Here is a 17917-nt window from a genome sequence, read left to right as displayed (position 1 = left end):
ATGTCGGTCGATTGCGGTGGTGACGACCCTGATCGCGGCCTCACTGGTTTCTCCGGAAGCGGCCAAAGATGCCAGGGCCAGTCGTGAATGGTCATCGATGAGTTGGAAGATCGCGACCTTCGTCCCGTCCGCCAGCACCCACTCGGTGGCATCGATCTGCCAGCACGCATTCGGTTGCGGATAAGTGAAGCGGATGTACGCGCTGCGGGGCTTCTTCTTCGGCTCTGCCACCACGACGCCGGAGCGGGTGAAGATCCGGGCCACCGTCGCTCTGGACGGCGGCTGGAAGCCTTGCCGGCGCAGCTTAGCGGTCACCGAGAGCGGGCCGGCATCGAAGCCAGAATTCTCCAGTTCCTCACGAGTTCCCAGCAGCAGATCGACCATGGAAGCGGGCGTGGTTTTCGGATGCCGCAAAGCGATGGGAGGTTTCTTCTCCAACGCCTTGACCGGACCCACGGATTGGGCTGCCGCCCGGACCTGATAGAACCAGGCCCGGGAGACATTGTGTTGTTTACAAAACGCACTCACGGCACCGCGAGGAGCATCCTCAGGCCATGTAGCAACAAGATGACGGACTTTAATCGATGGTTGTGTTTTACTCACAACTCACAAGCAAAACCCCTCAACTGTCCACGAGGGTAAGAGACATAGTGTCTACGAAGGTCCGAGACAGAACCGTCCAATAAGGTATGCGACATAACAGGCCTGAAGTGCGATGGCAGCCTCCACGTCCAGTTGACGGTCCCGTGCGTCATCCGGGTCCAAACCGTCCGCTTTAGCCCAGTTGTAGGCAGCAGCGATATTGTTCTTGGCGCTGAGCACAGGACGCCAAGACAGCCCCTGCGCGGTCTGTTCGTAAACAGCTGTATCGCGATTCGTTGGCCTCTCATCGGGATCAATCACGTAATAGTCGCCTCTGTGTGTAGGCGGGCTGGTGTGAACTCGGGCCAGGACGGTCACCCCATTGTCGCTAGTGCGCAGAAAATCGAAATACCGCTCCGTCTGCTGATCGAGCGGGAGACTTGGATCGGTGACCAATCGAAGACTGGGCCAGCTGGTGCCAGGTTGAAAGGCATGTCCGTCACGTTGGAGGTCACCTCGGATCTGAAAGTTAGGCCACATCAAATGATTGTTACAGCTGCGGGCACACTTTGCTACGCGACGGCGCAGAATAGCGACGGAATCCAGGATGCCTGCTGCATCGCACGGGCCCGTTGGGCTCCCATACGGGACCGAGAACAGAACCTGCACGCGCAACGTGATGAAGTCATTAGTGTCCTGTCTCTTCGTGACGCCAACATTAAGGGCCGGGACCGCCCGATAAGCCGGACGATAGTCCTCTTGCCCGCGGCCGGCTAGGACAGCCATCGGTGCCGGTACCGAAAACCATTCGTGCCTGACCGACGGAAGAGCTACTGCGCCAGGCCACCGCACACATTCAGGGGGCAGGAAAACCAGCCAGTATGGCGGATTAGTCGCCACCAAACATCTGTTGAGGAAATGAAAATGAGCGAAGACTTTTCACGCGATTTCCCCACTCGCAGTCTTCGATATTTAACCGCCAAAGGGCTCCCCGAATCGAGGGGAGCCCTTGCAGTTTGCGGGCCACGCAGGTACCTATGCCGGTGAACCTTTGAGTCCAGGCCGGCGTGGAGTCTAGGGTGAAGTTTGCTTCGGAGTGACCATGGGCTTCTCTCTATCAGGGTCGGCTGTCCAGTACGAGCTCAGGTTGAACTTCTGACAGGCATCGTGGGCGATTTGGCCACATCGAAGTGCCGTTTTCAAGAGATTGGGCGGACTCACATGGTTACCCTCTGGGTTTGGACCGTAGCGAAGGAAATAGACCTTGTCGGCCTCGTCAACGTCCGGCCTCCAAGGGAGGTCCCGCCAACGAACCTGATTTTCATCGTTCATCGACGTTGGGACTTTGTCAGCAAAGTCTTGGAAGAATTCGTTCACATCCAGTGGCGTTCCGTGCGGGTTTCCAGTGCGAAGAATTTCCTTGAGGCCCGCAAGATCCTCTCCCATGAAAGTCTCAATCCAGTAGCCGGGATAGACCAACTTGACGAAAGTCCAGCCCGAACCAATCGCGCCAAACATTAAGAGTCCGATAGGATCCTTTATGGCTTTTTTCGACGGCGGGAGGTGCTTCAGGAACGGCTTAGGGTCCACGATGAAGACAACGTTGAACCTTGTCCTTCCATTGACCCATTCAAATCTCGCCCGGGTCTCACTCCGCTGTCCCATGCTGTGGTGCAAATACTTAAGCCGTGGAATCTTCATGCCATCTCCATCACTATGCCTACCATCGGATTGAACTCTTTTCACGCGAATCAAGCCCGTTCCAGGGCTCTCGAAACCGGCAATAGTCCGTAGCCGTCACCAAGCGAGATAGGGCCTCTCTGGTTCCTGCACGTTGGCCCCTTTAGAGGAATCTAACTCCAGTGGACGCCGTCCTCATTGTCGGGTCGCGTGCTACACCGCATCACTGTCAGACATTGTGGACTAAATCCGAAAGGAGGGGCCTTCACAGTGCCCATTCCCTCAGTCTCCCTCTACAGACACGGAATTGAGAGAACTGACAGCCTGATTGTCCTGTTCGGGCGGGAGTCCATTGCCCGGCAAACATTAAAGATTGCCCTTCTTTCCAGAGAGACTGTAAGTCTTGGTTATGGTGCCGATGTCGGCATCACCACGTACTTGCCAGCCCCACCAATAGGTTCCAATATGGCGGCCCATGAGCGGCGATTCGGGAGTAAACGTTTTGAAGTGGCCGCGGGCCAAATGCGCCCGGTTAGCGGCTGCTTCTAGCCCCGGCTTTCCGCTGCTGCTTGTTTGTGACGTTCCAATGAGAAGCTCGTGGAATGAACCACCTAATGGTCCTTCCCCGCGGGCAACTGAGTATTTGCGCTCCCGCAAGGAGACATTTTTGCAGTTGACGAGAGCTAACGAGAAAAGTGCTCGTAGCGCGACGGCTCGAGATAGCTCGAATTCTGAACCTGTCACTGAGAATTCGACCTCGGGACCGTTGGTCTGGATCGGATCTTCTTCAGTACATGGTTCCGCGAACGGATTTCGGCTTACTCCTAGGGATAGCGCTGATTGGGAAACCAGGAATTTGATCCACTCAATGCGCCCGTCCTCACTGATTCTAAACGTGACTTCCGGTCCAGCTGAGCGCGAGAGTCCGTCGCTATCACGTACGTATGGCTCAATAAAATACTGTTTGCTGGTTGGGACGTAGCTGGGGCGAGTGAGAGCGGAGCGACTGCGGCTCTGGTGAACCATCGCCCCAATCCTGGTGACCCCGCGTTCAGTAAAAAGCCCACCAGAAACAGTTCCTTCGATCCATACTGAGTCTGCCCCCGGCCGGACTGGCCCGAAGCCTTCGGGCGAATCGAGTAACTCTACGCTGTCCTTTACGAGTTCTAAGACCTCTGAAACGTCAATCAGAAGCGGTTCACCAAAGTCGACAGTTCTCATAAATATGCTGATCTTCGACCGATACAGCATGAAGTGCCTTCTTAGTTTCTCAGGCATCTTCAACTCTGATGAGCTGGCACTGCTTCTTGATGCGCTTCTCCGCGCCGTGTTGCTGCTCAGGTTCATATCGATGGTTTCAGTAGATTGCAATGGCGTCGAAGACGATTGCTGGACCTTTGATCCAGGCATGAACGTCCTCGTCGGGGAGATTAAGGTCCAGAGCTTTGGATAGTTCTTTCACTTGGTCACCAATTTTGGTCATCATCATGCGCTTCATCAAGTACTCCCACCCATCTAGAAGCCACTCCTCCGAGCTCAAGTAGCCCTCATCGCCCCCGTCAACGAGGTTCCGAATATTTCCCAGCACCCGCCGTTCTCCTTCGATCCGGTCTACTGAGGCACTATCGATGAAGAAGCTTGGTTGCAGGTTGATGAAGACTCTCTGGGCTAGTCCCGTATGTTCAAGCTCCACAAGCATTGGGATGGGCACGAGTTCGTTGCCAAGGTACATCTTCTGCATGAGTTTGATGATGTCGGGCTGAATCTCGCTGAATTCGACGCCCGTTATGTCCTGGTCTGTGTCCTTCATGTATTGGAGTAGGAGATAGAACATTTTGCCGACGAGGCTCACTGTGGTCATGCGGGCTCGGCCGTCTAGCTCTATGAGCTCGTCTTTCACCAAGGCCGGCCCGTCATGGCCATGGGAAACGACCTTGTCACGGATCAATCCATCAATAACTTTGCTGACTGTGGCTTTCTGCGTCGGATTCAGGGCGTAGCTCGACTGGAATTCCACCTCTGTGCCCTTGGAACCGCCTGCGCCCAAAGAACCGTATCCGATCTTTGCGTTCCCAGAGCGCTGGTTCAGAGTCTTTTCGACGATATCTGCCTGGACGGGAACGTCGATTTCGTTGTACTCCGCGTGGGCAAGGAGAGATTCCAGGTCAAGGTATACGGGGTTTCGAAGGGCCATGTTCTTAGTCTTGCAGAACCCACTGACATCCTCCACGATCGTTGTGAATTGGCGCGGCAGGTGTCTCTCAAACCATCTAATAGTTGTAGAGTCCGCTTGGCTGGATGACCCGCAGGTTTCAGCCACCGGGGCATCAAAGTTCTCAATTTGGCACCACAAGTATGCCTCATCCGCTACGGGGACTATTGCCCGAGTGGACTGAGAACCAAACCATATATGGTTTTTATAAATGGTCTATTCCTTGTTTCCTTCGGCCACCCGGCGCCGAAGAGTCGCGATGAAATCTGACCCGATCAAACTCCTGCTTCGAGGTCGCTTGCCGGCGTTGATGTCGTTGACGTACTGGGCCAGACGTTTGGGGTTTTCTCTTGACCATCCATGAGCGATCGCCCACCCCTGCATAGCCCGACCATTCATAGGGACCCCTGCGTCGTGCAGCGCGAGCAGCGCTCCCACCACTTGGTCTTTTTCAAAGCCCCCTGCGATGGTGTTGTTGTGGTTGATCGTCAGGGTTAGGCTGTTCAGTGCTTCGACCAGGACAGGGTCAAGGGTGACGGTAGGACGCTCCCAAGCAGATCCGTCGCCGAGAATGGCTGGATTCATCGACGCGACCCATGGCCTGATCTGGTTCTCATTCCACGCGATCACGCACATTGCACGAAGGTGCCGGTTTGATGCCATCTTGGCGATATCGTCCATGTCGGGCCACGCCATGAGCACAGGGCCCGGATTGCCCACAAATCCACCCTGCCTGGACGTCACGTGCTCGACATCGCTGTAGCGGTTGACTAGGCGTTCCAGTTTCGCGCAATTGCCAAGGTTAGATTTGAGGCTTGTCCACACAGTCAACGTGTCACTATCGTGCATGTGCTCAAGGCACCATTCGATAGCCGCATCAACTCCCGCATCATCGTAACTGGCGACTGCTGTCGGATAATCGTGCTCGCGATTGAACATGCTCCCCCACTTTCTAGCATCCACATTTCAACTCTTACAGTAGCTTCAAAGGAACGTCCCACACCTCGGCCAATGGGGTGGAAACTCATTCCTGGTACTGACATCCAGCCTCAAACGCCAACTGCGGAGATTGAGTTGATTTCAACCCAACACTGCTAAAGCAGTCTCATTCATACATCGGAATCCTTGGTATTGCGATACTTCATACGGCCTTTGGGTGTTGCAAGTTGGTATTCGTGGATCATCTGCCAGGCACGGATAAGAACCTTAGCCCTGTCTGCTTCGGTGATGGCAAACAGCACGAAAGTTTGTCGTCGCCCCGTTCTCGGGACCGTCCATACCATTTCTGCATAGCTAGTTTTAGCGCGTGGCCTGGGGAGGTGTACGCGCACTCTCGCCATACACCGAGTTCCGTCCGATAGTTCGATATAACGCTGACGTTCGGAACCTGCAGCCCGATTTTGAGCTTCCTGATGAATTCTGCGTTCATTGGGATAAATTGACCGCAAATTCTCAGCAGGTGTGGGCTTAGCGCTCTCCTCTGCTGGCACCGTTCTAGACGACGGAGAGGCGTTGTGGCATCTTTAGCTCCGACCCGGAGTGAGTCGAGAACGGCCAGCGAGCCGCTTGTGTGAATTCGATCAACTCCGAGGTGTGAACATTCACAAACTGGGAGATCGCTTCTGGGTACCACTGATTGTCTCTCAACAAAGCGATAAGGTCCCCTAGTGCGCGGGGTTGGACTGGAAATGACGACGGCGTAGAAGAAACCAGTGACTTGAAGGATCCGTTGAGGGCTCGGTACCAGATAGTTGAGCTTTCGGCGGATAGATCACCGTGAAGTCGCGCGCTTGTAATGAATGCTTTGGGGTGCAGGCCCCAACGTCGTTGCAGCGGTAGCAGTCCGCGTACGTCTCCTGCTTTGAGTGCGAGCACGTCATCGCGTATCAACCCGTAGGGTGCCAGCAGCTCGCTAGCGAACTGGTCAGCTCGAGCTTCAAGTTCCTTGGGGGACAACTGGGGAGACTTCGCGTCCATCACTAGATGCCCTAGTTCATGGGCCAAGGTAAAGCGCTGAGTGTCTGTATGCAGCTTCGTGTTCAACAGTACAACCGGTGCTGTCGCCGAACCTGCAGAGGCAGTCAGGCCAGAAACCTTATCCACGTCAATTGGGCTGGGAGTAATGAAAATCCCAAGCGCTTCCATCCGACCTGCCAAGTCAGTGACAGCTCCTTCAATAGACCAGAATTCCCGCAGCTTCCATGCCGCACCCGGTGCGCCAGAGTCGAGAACCCCAACATTGAATTCTGGAACGGAAGGAGCCTTCTCCTGCTGCGTCAGGGTGAGCAGCTTGTCGATGACGTGGGCTCGAACAGTGGCTTCAGATTGAAGCCGCTCTTCAACTTTTCGAGGAATATTGTATTTGCGAAAGACCAGCCCCTCGGTAGAAACAGGAGCAAGTGCTTCCGTCAAAAGGACCGCTGGAACGTTGAGCACGGCGGCACACTGCGCCAGAAGTTCGCCGCTGAGCGATAGCCGTCCAGATTCAATCTTTGAAGCCCAAGGAGTTTGCTTTCCGACCTGCTCAGCCAAGTACCCAAGTGTGAATCCCCGCCTGGTGCGGAGCGTTCGGATGGTGTCGGGAACGGCACGAAGATACGGATCTCCGATGGTCGGGTACAAGGAATGAACAGTTGCAGGCATGTTCCAACTTTACATCGTTCGGGCGGATCAGGAATCACCCATTGGAAACTTTTTGGTCCACTGAATAGGACTTTATGCCGGCGAACTACACGTCAAGGGCGAGACATTTGGGCAGCCGCAGGGCAATCAGTCGTCGGTGCCTGTTTCTTCGAGTTGAGTCGGGCGCTGGTCACCGAACTGACCCGATGCTGAAATTGGCGGTTGGCCGATGTTGACTTCAGAGTTGAAGCGTCGCCCAGTCCCAACAACTGCCGGGAGCGGCTTAACTGCGTTGGATCCCAAGTCTTGAACGGTAGCGATGATTTCGACCCAGGTTTCTCTGGCTTCCAACCACTCTTCGGCCCGCTTCTTGGCTTGGTCAGCATCAACGGTGAAACTAAAATGAGGGGTCTCCTTGCCGTTGGGGGCAAAGACTTCAAGGCCCGAAATTTGAGCCTCGTCGTTCATCATGGCCGTCATGCACACGTTGACTGATTCAATTTCCGGGGAAACATCGGAACGAGGGAAGAGTGCAGGTTGCATATAGGCTTGCATTTCAAAGCTCGCCCGTCGCTGTGAACGATTCGGTTCGTGATGCCGCTCGATCTTTACATGAACATTGCCCTGTTTCAGTTCAGGCCAGCCACCTTCGTAATGTTCCCCAACGATCACGTCCAAGTCGTCGCGAGTTTCAACCCAGTCACGTACGGCTTCCTGCCACAAAGCAGCGACAAAAGTTCCGCTGATCTTCATCGAGTGGCGCCGAAATTGTTCGGCGGACAGCGCGGGTAGTATGCCGCCATGGACTGCCCGATCCGCTGCGATTCCGAGGGCGGCTACTCCCAGAGCGAGCTCTCTAAAAGCGGGATCATTTGAGACAGATTCGAGGTTCATCGAGCTACCTTCTTGTTCGGTATAAGTTTCCTTAAATCTTTCCAAAGGGGGCATACAAATGTCCTAGGGTTGACTGAAAAATTCCTGTCTCTTTTCACACGCACTCGCGATGGCCAAGGTTCATATGGCAGGGCTGAAATCCAAAAACAAGAAGTTCGGGATGCATACAGCGGCTCAAGAGAGGCTGCGGGTACGCCATAGTTGCTGCTGAGATCAACCGCATTGATGGCCTCAACCTTCTACTTATGAAATTTTCACGCCGGGTAAGCCAGTTGCGCCTCGATGTGTTGGCCTCTGCATCCCCGGAATCGGAGCCCATGTGACCGTGAAGAGCCCCACCAGGTAGTGAGCGAACCCAACCCGTCGCTTTATATCAAATTCTTGATAATCATGGATAAGGAACGATAAATGGTGGCAAGTTGCCTCGGCCAGTGTGTCATTCCTTGTCGCCTTGCTGGAGTTGGTCCAGACCAGCCGCGAGTGGGTGCCAGGTGACGGGTTCATTGATGCCGCGGATCTGGAGCATGCCTTTGGCGAGGATGTTGAAATGGTATTGCACGGTTCGTCGATAGTCCTGGTCGGTACGCCACATCTCAGCTTCTGTGGGGCTCATGTTCAACCGGCTGTAGAGGGCAGGGACGAATCTTATGTCTCCTCCTGTGTATGTGGCCCAGAACCTGCAAGTCAGGGCGGCAAAGTCGGCGCTGATTCCGACAGACTCTTGCCAATACTTGGTCAGACTTTTCATGACGGGTTCCGGGTTGAGGAGGTCCTTGCGGCGCCGGCCGTAGTCAATCAATAGGTCCTCTTCATTGAGTGCTTCAAGGAACGGCCTGATTCGGTAGACCTGGCGGTTTACCTCACCGACGAGATCGTACTTTCTCACGTTTCTGGTCAGCAGGTAGTGGTCTTTATATTGGAGTCCAAGGCGGCTTGCGGCCTTGGACCAAGCTGTCTGATGTATTGCGCGGACCAAGGCAACTGAGATCGCGATCTTGGTCGTATATAGGTGTTTGGTATTGATACCTCCCAAGGCGCTGGACCAGATCACGGCTGGAAGGTTCCGTTCATGGAAATTGATACGTGGCAGCATCGCTTCCTGGTTCCAAATCTCCCACGCACTTCGTTCGGTATGATCACGAGCGCCACCAATGACTGTCTTGGAAAAACTGGTTGTATCGTTGTCCAGTTGCAGCCAATTGCCGACAATGGTCGGTACGGTTAGGCTGATGCTTGTTTTTCGGTTGAGAGCGGCTAATTCCAGTTGGGCCTCACGTTGGGTGTTGCTACGAAGGACCTTGGATGCCTCTGCCACAGCATCGGGCGTTCGTGGCGTTGCCCGGAATCCGGACTTGCTGGCCTTGATCCCATTGCCGTGGCTAATCAGTCCAAGGAAGAGCGTGCAGGCCTCATGCGGTTTGATGATGGTTCCACACATGGGAATTTCTTGAACGCCGACCAGTGCGGAATCCAGGACCCATTTCAAGTGAGCTTGAGCGAAGAGCCGCTCGGAGGTCGCGTCCCCGCTGAGTTCTGAGCGACGAAGGTCAAATCCACACACTTGCGTCTTAGACGGACCCTGTCCATCGGTGGGTACGTTGTTTTTGCAGCATTGCCATCCCGGCGCATTGCTCCACATCCAATCGATGCCATGGAACGGCCGCGATTGGCAGTTAGGACACAGCTTCTCCAAGCGAACACCATGCTCGGGGCAGTACGTGTAGAGCGGATTGAGCCAGTCGGTAATCCACCGACCGCCGCTTTCCCTCAAACACAGCGGACAATATGAGCTGCCATCCAATCCGGTGACGATTGTTGCCGTGGTTTCTGCCGTGAACCTTTGAAGTGCAGGTAACTGCCACGCCCCTGCCATGCGTCGCAGCTCGTCAACCTGGCACCCGCAGGTACTCGCCACATTCTGGGCGAAGTGTTGGGCAGCATTGTGAGCTGTTCGAAAATTTTGGCGTCGGACCGGCAACCCCAACAGGTGAACCATTGCTTTGGCATCGATCCTATACAACCGGCCCATGGCTCGCAGCCAACTCGGCAAGGTTTCCTCTGGCACAACGCTGGGCAAGAGGGGCCATCGGGAAGTTCCCACCGGATCCACAAATTCCGCAGATCGATCCACTGGGGACAGAGATTGCCCGGTCTCAGCGGATCGCGTACGCATTGCTGGCGGCACTGTCGGTGACGGCCATGGATAAGATCTTCTCCGAAATGGTCTCCTCGCCGGTGGCGATGGCCAGATGCGCGCACCTTTCGATCAAGGACGCCAAAGAAGCAATGTGTCCCTGAGTGCGTTCATAGATCAAGGAAGCATGATCAACGAGCATCCCACCGCGAAGCGAGGCCAAATTCAAGCTTCCCTCCAATAGATGCAGGAGCGCCGTCCACGCTTGGGCGCCTGCATCCGTTGTCAGGTTAAAGGGTTGGATCGGGCAAACCGTGGTGCGGCGGGCGGTTTGGGCCAGGGCCGCGGACTCGCCATAGAGTCCCTCGCTGAAGAAGCTTTTTTCCGCCAATCCCACCCCGGTATAAATGAAGGTGACAGGCAGTTCGTTGGCTAACCACTTCAGATGGTTACTGATCTCCGTCCCGGAGCGGTGGTTGAAATCCACAAAATGCAGATCATCGACGATGATCACCTGAGTTTCACACCCAACCACCATGTCCACCGCCAACGACGTCAACTTCGCCGCCGTCACCCTGTTCAAAGCCGGGTGACCATAAAACTCAACAATGCGCGAATTCAAGGCCTTCAATGTCGTGTTCGCCGTCAAAGACACATAAGCCACCGGTATGCGCTGGCTACCATTGGTGGTTTTTGGCCCGAACCTGCGAATCTGGGCCCGGTGAAAGGTTTTCCCGTAACTGGCCGCAATCGTCGTCTTTCCCAGCCCGGGCGGTGAATCGATGGCAACCCCGCCCTTAAGCCTGTCCCCATCGCGCCGATTCGACGCCATCACCTGATCCATCAAGGAAAACGCATGTTCCAACTGCTGCGTACGCACGGTGGGGATATTGGAATTCCAGACCATCCGACACTCGTTGTAATCCTCCAATGCTTCACCATCCAATGCCTTCAGTGCCGGCATATCCAAGCGGTCCAGCGAGTCACGTTTCGGCGCCTCAACATAAGCGAACCAGCCCGACTTACTACCCAGCCTGTAAGGGTGGGAACCGTTACGCTGCAACCACTGAATCCATTGGTTCTGGCTCATTCGAAGACCTCCAGTTCTGCCTCTGGGTTGTTCTCGTAATACTCGGCGAAAACATCAAAAACCCTACTGTTCCTCTCCTCCGTTTTCTGCTCTCTAGGCGCCCGTTTTTGCCGGTTAGCCCGGCTGATGGGCTTCACAGCTTCCTCGTCAGTACGACGTTCAGGGGATGGTGTCCGGTCGTCAAGGGGCTTGGACTTACTCAATAGGCCGTGGTGTTTCTTGGCCATGAGCCGTTTGGAGAGGTTGCGGTCGCTGCGCGAGAGGATCTCCTTCGTCCGCCATTTCTCCAGCAATTCAAAGACTGCTTGTTCCGGATCCACGTGTCGGTTTTCCCTCCGGGCCACCTCGCGGGCGTACTCAGCGGCCTTTTGCGAAAAGGGGGCATCCAGCATAGGTGCATGCTCCCACTCCAGACGATGCCATCGGTGTTCATCGGGATCCTTGAAATACACGTACCTCACGTCATGGGTGTCATAGAAGAACGGCCATTTCCCGGCGTTGGCACCGCGTTCTTTCGATTTCATGTTCCGATACTTATTCAGCACCACCGCGTCATAGCGTTGGCCCTTGATCTCCACCCCGTAATGCTGGATCGAACGCCAATAAACAGCCAGAAAGTCAAAAACAAGGTCGTCTGAAGCCGGCAACCTCAAGTGCCCAGTCTTGGCCAGCCCCGCTTCAAACATTTCCACAGGAGACAACGCAATGCCTGGTACTTCTGGGATGCATAGACCGGCATGAGCACTGCGGTGATAGACAGTCGTAACCCAGGCACGGATCATGCTCTCCAACTCCGTGATGTAGTAGACGGCCTTGTTCTCCACATCGTCACCACGCGAATGCACATCCGGGCCCTTGTAACCAGGAAGATGCTGCAAGAACGATTGCCGCAAGGTCCTAAAGAACCGCTCTACAGCAGGTTTGTCCGTTGGCTTATGCGGTGTTGCAGGCTGAATATTGATCCCTGCCCGCGCGCACGCACCCCTGACATGGTCAGAGACATAAGCCTTTCCATGATCAACAACAATCGTCCCCGGAACGGCGCCCAACGGTGCTTTGTCCTCCCCGGTCCCGATGACCAGATTGTGTGGGACCCCGTGATAAGGGAATCCTTGAGTGTCTTCCTCCGGTGGCGCCACCACCTGATACAGCACATCGGCAATGTCACGGGAATCAGTAGAAATCGGCGCCAACCGAAGACCGACGATGCAACGGCTAAACAGATCAATGGCGACCGTCAGTTCAACTGAAACCCACCGACCAGTACCCTCCTCCAACGCAAAAACATCCAACGGCGTCGAATCCAACAACACATACTCACCCGGATACTGTGACCGCAACCGCCCATACATCCCCTGCGGCCGCTCGGCAATCGACCGACGCGCCTTCCCCTGACCAAAGGCCTGACGACCCTTGGCCAATTCATCCAGTCGCCGATACGCCACTGCTTGACTGGGGAATACGACGGATCCGGGTCCAAAGTCCTTATCCAATATGCGCCGAACACGACCAATAACGGCCTTTTTGGTGGGTGTTGATTCATAGACCAGTTCAGCCAGGACCACCAAACAGGCTTTGTCCCAGCGTGGGTCGATCCGGGATTCGTATTTGCGGGTGGCCAGGCTATCAATCAGACCGGGCAGTCCCGCGCTCCGGTATTCGGCAATCTTGCGGCGCATAGTCCTTACGGTGACGCCTTGGCGTTCGGCAGCCTGGCGGACGAGTTCACTCTGGGTAGTGCCCTCGGTTTGGCCGGAGTCCAAGATTCCCAGAAGCTCCCGCTCCAGAGAATGCACTTCTTTCAACTTTGCAGGGCTCAGCCGAGATAGTCCCAACGAAATCGGTTCGGTGACAGAAGCATCCTGTTCCTCGTCTGGACCGATATGGGCTCGTGAGATCAATGCGGTTCCGACTCGCCGCAAGGTTTTCCCATTGGAAACCAAGATTGAGGCACCCGTAATTTCCTGCACGGTCCACATCTGCCCATCGAGCCAAACCGCCGACCCTACGATGATGTCAAACGTTGATGACATTGAATCCTCCAGATCCGCGGAATAGAACGCTGCCCTCGTGCAGTGGCCGTTCCATGTCAAAAGCCAATGCCCCGCACCACAGCAAGTGCAACAACGCCGTACGGACGAGATGCTCGTTTCCATCGCGCAAAATGCGAGCATCGATCACGTCGCCAAGAGTCTGTCCCTCGCTAAATGCATCCATGGCGGAGACCAATTCATCATCACTGACAAGTAAACGACGCCTCGCCGAGCCCAAGAACTTTGTGTTTCTAAGGAGAGTTGATGACGCGCCAGACCAAACTTCATAGTCCCAGCCGCGTTCAGCACAAACCTCGCCAGTCCATTTGAAGACGGGGGCCGTGTCAGGATCGTCCAATCGGTGTTCTGGTTTCACGTCCACGACGCGAACTCGACCCGATTTCATCTGAAGCATGATGTCAGGAACATGGCGCCGGCTGCGTCCTGCGCACCACCCGGTCATTTCAAATGGTTGAGTAGCGATCCAATCAACAGTGGGATCAAAGTCCTTGAGCCACAAACAATCCAGTTCCAGAAGGCTCTCGTAGATCAAGAACGACTCGGTAGTCGCTGACCAAAACAAGCCAGGATAGTTCCTCTGGCGCCGGTACGTCGGCGGCTTCCGCACGGGCAGTCCATGGAGCACAGCGCCCGCGTCAGCCTCACTGAAGCGAGTGCTGACCTCACCTCTGCTGATACAGAGGTAACGCAAAGAAGCGTCTCGACCCTGGATTCCGGCCATGGCACCAGTATGCGACTGGTGACACGAAAATGAGAACGGTGACACGCTGGTGACACGAAACTGAGAAAAGTGACATGCAAAACGAGAACCTACAACAGGCGCCTTCGGAGGGCAATATAGATCACTATCCCCAAGGTTATCCACACTGTGTGTAACTTCTTCCCACAACCCACAGACTTATCCACTGACGTTGAAAACTCATTCGAACTATCCACAGCCCGTCTTCGAAGCTGTGGTTATCCCTAGTTGTTCACAAGGTTATCCACAGAAGTGGATAACTTTGTGGCGATTTGGCCCGGATGTGAGAAAAACTGCGGCAGGAAAGTAATCCACAGCTGTGGAATTACATGTGTGTAACTTATACCCAGTGTGCAAAACTGTGGGGATAACTACCCGTTCGACTAGTTTTCAACTACTAGAACTACAGCTCTGTAAGTTATGCCCAGTTGTGGACAGCGCTGTGGATAACTGTGGATGCGTGCAACCATGGAGCCATGGAACTAGCTGATCCCCTCGATATCCACAGAGTTTTCCCACAGCACCCCGAGCAAGATCAGGTTGACGAATATCGTCGGCTTAGTGCCGAACAAGCCAGTGGCGTGGCAGTCATTGCTACGGCCGTTGGCAACCGCGACGTCGCTGCAACAGTGAGTTCGTTTCTGTCAGTCTCCTACGACCCTCCGACATTGTTGGTGAGTCTCTACGCGGAATCCCGGATCGCACTAGCCGTGTTGGAGTCGCGGTCTTGGGCGTTGTCGCTGCTCACAGCCGAGCAGAAGGGGCACGCAAATTGGCTGGCCAGTCCGGGGACACCCACTGAGGGCCTACTCAAGCAGATCGATTTTAGGCGCGGCCCACTCACCTCACATGCCGTGATAGCCGGCGCCCTGGCTTATTTCGAGGTGGAAACAACTGCCGTGCATGAGGCAGCGACCCACATATTGGTGGTGGGACATGTGGTTTCCATGGGAGAGGATGCGCCCTGGAGTAAGGCGCTGTCGCCCCTGCTGCACTATGGCGGAGACTACCGCAGGCTCAAGCCGTAGCCAGCGCCGTCAGCAACTGTTCCTAGCTGCTCATTAACTGCATCAGGCCGGGTATGGACACCCATACCCGGCCTGATCGAACCTCTGAGACTCATCAGCCTATGGAATAAATTGGAAACGTTGATACCTTGTACAGAGTCAGCCCAATGAGCAGAATCAGAACGACAGCAATGCCACCCCATTGGATCAGATTGCGGTTCTTGACGGGGGCGTACGCTATCGCAACGGCGCAGAGAGCACCGGCGATCAGCCCGCCAAGGTGAGCCTGCCAGGCGATTCCAGGGATGATGAAACCAATGGCCGCGTTGATGAGTAGCAACACAACGATTTGTCGAATATCGCCGCCACGTTTTTTCTGCACCACAAAGAGTGCACCAAACAAACCGAATACCGCTCCCGAGGCGCCAACAACAACTGTGTTCATCGGCGCGAGCAGCAGGACACCCACCGAGCCGGCAAAGGCGCTCACAAGGTACAAGGCCACATATCGTGCCCGGCCAAAAGCCGGTTCAAGGGCGTTGCCCAAGATCCAGAGGGCGTACATATTGAAGGCAATGTGCATGATGTTGCTCGAGTGTAGGAACGCCGATGTCACCATCCGCCACGGTTCGGACTCGGTCAAGAGAGGTGCATAAGCGAAGTTTAGAAACACAAGACCGTTGGGAAAGGCCCAATCCAGGGCGAAGGCGGCAACACATATTGCCATCAAGGTCATGGTGGCGACCGGCCGGCCTGTGCGCACCGCGCCACCAAAAATAGTCCTGCGCGATGGGGCTGCTCTGGCTGTTTCCTTAACGCAGTCCACACATTGAATACCCACAGAGGCGCTGCGTTGGCATTCCGGGCAGGCGGGCCGTCCGCAACGCTGGCAACTCACGTAGGAGACCCGCTCGGGGTGGCGCGGACAGACAGGAGCCTCCAAGGGTGCGGCCGGAGGCGGAAACGCAGAACTCATGGATTGGGTCCTAATATGAGGTAAATAAGGAAGGCCCTAGCTGCCGGATCCTCCAGGGAATCCGGCAGCTAAAGCCATGGAGCTTACGAACTTATATTAGAGCTGTTCGACCGTGATGGAGTTGATAACGACATCTTCACGCGGCTTGTCGCCTGCGCCCGTCGCTACGCCTTCAATGGCGTCAACAACTGCACGTGATGCCTCTTCGGTGACGTCACCGAAGATGGTGTGCTTGCCCTGGAGCCAGCTGGTGTTAACGGTGGTGATGAAGAACTGTGAACCGTTGGTGCCACGACCGCCCTGGACGCCGGCATTTGCCATGGCGAACTTGTAGGGGTCATTGAAGTTCAGATCGGGGTTGATCTCGTCGTCGAACTGGAAGCCGGGGCCACCCACTCCGCGGCCCAAGGGATCTCCGCCCTGGATCATAAAGTCCCTGATGATGCGGTGGAAGATGGTTCCGTTGTAGAGCGGCGCATTGGTCTTCTCGCCCGTCGCCGGGTGGGTCCACTCAATTGTTCCGGTCGCCAGACCAACGAAGTTGGCCACTGTCTTGGGCGCGTGGTTACCAAAGAGGTTCACCTCGATATCGCCAAGGCTAGTGTTGATAGTTGCTTTTGCGGTTGGGATAGCAGTCATGGCGTTAGTCTGCCATGCCAGGCTGGGGATTTTCACGCTTATCTGGCGCATTCCGCGTCCGGCGAACTGTCTAGGGATAGCATGCAGCCGGTGAGGGACGTAGGCTAAGCCTTGAAACAGCTGAATATCTGGAGGAAACGTGAAGAAGGTTGACCGCTTTACCCAAGGCCTAGAAGATTCGCTCACAACTGGCGTTGACAATGCCATCGAGTGGGTGGCTCCGCGTGTTGAAAACGCCAAGGACTGGACAGCTCCGCGCGTGGAGGCTGCGTTGAATTGGGCTGTTCCACGCATCGAGAAAGGCATTGAACAAGCCTCCCCCATGGTTCAAGACGGACTTCGAAAGGCTGCCCAATACACGGCCGACGGCGTTGCTGCCGTAACCCCGAAGCTCCAGGAAGGTCTTGAAAAGCTAGCGCCGCGAATTTCCGACGCCGTAGATGGCGCCACCCCGCATATTCAAGACGCGTTGGACAAGACCGCCCCGGCCATCACCTCGGCCAAGGACAAAGTCGTGGATGACTTCATTCCCAAGGTTTCTGACAAGCTGGGCATGGCCGCTCAGGCTGTCGGTTCGGCATTGGAAAGTTCTTTGATGACTCATCAAGTGGAGATTGCCGCGGCCAAACTCACAGGCAACAAGAAGGCCCTGGCGAAGGCTGAGAAAGCCGCTGCCGAAGCCGGCAAAAAACTGGCAGCCGAAATAAAGAAGGCCAGCAAAACCAAGAAGAAGTGCGGCAAGGGCTGGCTTGTGGCCGGCATTATTGTTGCCGCCGGAGCCGCAGGTGTTGCCGCGTGGAAAGCGTCAAAGCCAGTGGCCGACCCGTGGAAAACACCGGCCCCCGTGGTTCCGGCTGCCGTTCCCACCTCGGTACCGGCGCCAGCTCCGGTGGACGACGACTCTGACGCTGCCACGGTTGTAGAAGACGCTGTTGAAGAAGTCGTTGGGAAGGTCACCGCAGACGTCAAAAAGGTCGCCGGGACAGTGAAAGAGAAGGCAGCGCAGACGCGTCAGGTTGCCTCTGACGTCGTTGCCGATGTCAAGGACAGCGGTGCCGAAGCAGTTGCCAAGGTCAAGGACGCGGCGGCGACGGCAGGTTCTGCGGCGAAGCATGCCGTTGCTGACGCCGCCTCGGATGAATCTCCCAAGCCGAAGCCCACGGGGCCCAAGAATTAGCTTCTAGGGCACAGATGGTATGGACGTGGGGGGGGGGGTGGGGGGTGTGGGGTGTACCCTTTTTTTTTTTCTCCCTCCCTTTTTTTTTTTTTTTTTTTTTTGTTTTTTTTT

General features: G+C 55.4%; 15 protein-coding genes. 2 read left to right on the top strand and 13 right to left on the bottom strand.

The features are described from left to right. The 11 genes from ACX80E_RS16615 to ACX80E_RS16565 form a co-directional block, all read right to left on the bottom strand. On the bottom strand, positions 1-603 hold a 603-nt coding region (locus tag ACX80E_RS16615), incomplete at its 3' end, for a transposase family protein (protein ID WP_459303172.1). A 1053-nt stretch (positions 604-1656) separates the two neighbouring features. Further along, entirely contained in the window at positions 1657-2283 is a 627-nt protein-coding gene (locus tag ACX80E_RS16610) for a DUF6037 family protein (protein WP_459303170.1), read from the bottom strand. A gap of 345 nt (positions 2284-2628) precedes the next feature. Continuing rightward, on the bottom strand, positions 2629-3672 hold the full coding sequence (locus tag ACX80E_RS16605) for a hypothetical protein (protein WP_459303169.1): 1044 nt from the start codon (positions 3670-3672) through the stop codon (positions 2629-2631). Next, positions 3620-4492 carry a DUF6414 family protein gene (locus ACX80E_RS16600; protein ID WP_459303168.1) on the bottom strand — a complete coding sequence of 291 codons (873 nt, stop codon included), beginning with the start codon at positions 4490-4492 and terminating at the stop codon, positions 3620-3622. Before ACX80E_RS16600 ends, ACX80E_RS16605 begins: the two co-directional genes overlap by 53 nt. A gap of 198 nt (positions 4493-4690) precedes the next feature. Next, positions 4691-5413: a hypothetical protein gene (locus tag ACX80E_RS16595; protein WP_459303167.1), complete on the bottom strand. Its 723-nt coding sequence runs from the start codon at positions 5411-5413 to the stop codon at positions 4691-4693. Between the two features lie 555 nt (positions 5414-5968). Continuing rightward, a complete protein-coding gene (locus tag ACX80E_RS16590; protein ID WP_459303166.1) occupies positions 5969-7117 on the bottom strand; it encodes a helix-turn-helix domain-containing protein in 1149 nt (382 codons plus the stop codon). Between the two features lie 126 nt (positions 7118-7243). Further along, positions 7244-8044: a hypothetical protein gene (locus ACX80E_RS16585; RefSeq protein WP_459303165.1), complete on the bottom strand. Its 801-nt coding sequence runs from the start codon at positions 8042-8044 to the stop codon at positions 7244-7246. 382 nt (positions 8045-8426) lie between these two features. Continuing rightward, on the bottom strand, positions 8427-10163 hold the full coding sequence (locus ACX80E_RS16580) for a TniQ family protein (RefSeq protein ID WP_459303164.1): 1737 nt from the start codon (positions 10161-10163) through the stop codon (positions 8427-8429). Further along, positions 10144-11214, bottom strand: a complete 1071-nt coding sequence (locus tag ACX80E_RS16575; protein WP_459303163.1) for a TniB family NTP-binding protein — start codon at positions 11212-11214, stop codon at positions 10144-10146. The genes ACX80E_RS16580 and ACX80E_RS16575 overlap by 20 nt, the downstream gene beginning before the upstream one ends. Continuing rightward, on the bottom strand, positions 11211-13247 hold the full coding sequence (locus ACX80E_RS16570; protein WP_459303161.1) for a transposase family protein: 2037 nt from the start codon (positions 13245-13247) through the stop codon (positions 11211-11213). The genes ACX80E_RS16575 and ACX80E_RS16570 overlap by 4 nt, the downstream gene beginning before the upstream one ends. Next, complete coding sequence (locus tag ACX80E_RS16565) at positions 13231-13989, bottom strand: TnsA-like heteromeric transposase endonuclease subunit (RefSeq protein WP_459303160.1); 759 nt, start codon at positions 13987-13989, stop codon at positions 13231-13233. Before ACX80E_RS16565 ends, ACX80E_RS16570 begins: the two co-directional genes overlap by 17 nt. A 494-nt stretch (positions 13990-14483) precedes the next feature. On the opposite strand from ACX80E_RS16565, the gene ACX80E_RS16560 reads away from it, so the two are divergent. Further along, positions 14484-15035 carry a flavin reductase family protein gene (locus tag ACX80E_RS16560; RefSeq protein WP_459303159.1) on the top strand — a complete coding sequence of 184 codons (552 nt, stop codon included), beginning with the start codon at positions 14484-14486 and terminating at the stop codon, positions 15033-15035. 94 nt (positions 15036-15129) lie between these two features. On the opposite strand, the gene ACX80E_RS16555 is transcribed toward ACX80E_RS16560, so the two are convergent. Together ACX80E_RS16555 and ACX80E_RS16550 are read right to left on the bottom strand one after the other, a co-directional pair. Continuing rightward, the gene (locus ACX80E_RS16555) at positions 15130-15657 is read right to left on the bottom strand and encodes a rhomboid family intramembrane serine protease (RefSeq protein ID WP_459303158.1); all 528 of its coding nucleotides are present in this window, start codon (positions 15655-15657) and stop codon (positions 15130-15132) included. 429 nt (positions 15658-16086) lie between these two features. Then, positions 16087-16629: a peptidylprolyl isomerase gene (locus tag ACX80E_RS16550; RefSeq protein ID WP_459303157.1), complete on the bottom strand. Its 543-nt coding sequence runs from the start codon at positions 16627-16629 to the stop codon at positions 16087-16089. A gap of 139 nt (positions 16630-16768) precedes the next feature. Between ACX80E_RS16550 and ACX80E_RS16545 the strand changes: the two genes are divergently transcribed. Then, positions 16769-17806 carry a hypothetical protein gene (locus tag ACX80E_RS16545; protein WP_459303156.1) on the top strand — a complete coding sequence of 346 codons (1038 nt, stop codon included), beginning with the start codon at positions 16769-16771 and terminating at the stop codon, positions 17804-17806. Positions 17807-17917 lie beyond the last annotated feature (111 nt).

The organism is Arthrobacter sp. TMN-49 (assembly GCF_054511095.1).
This window is presented reverse-complemented; position numbering and strand designations above follow the sequence as displayed.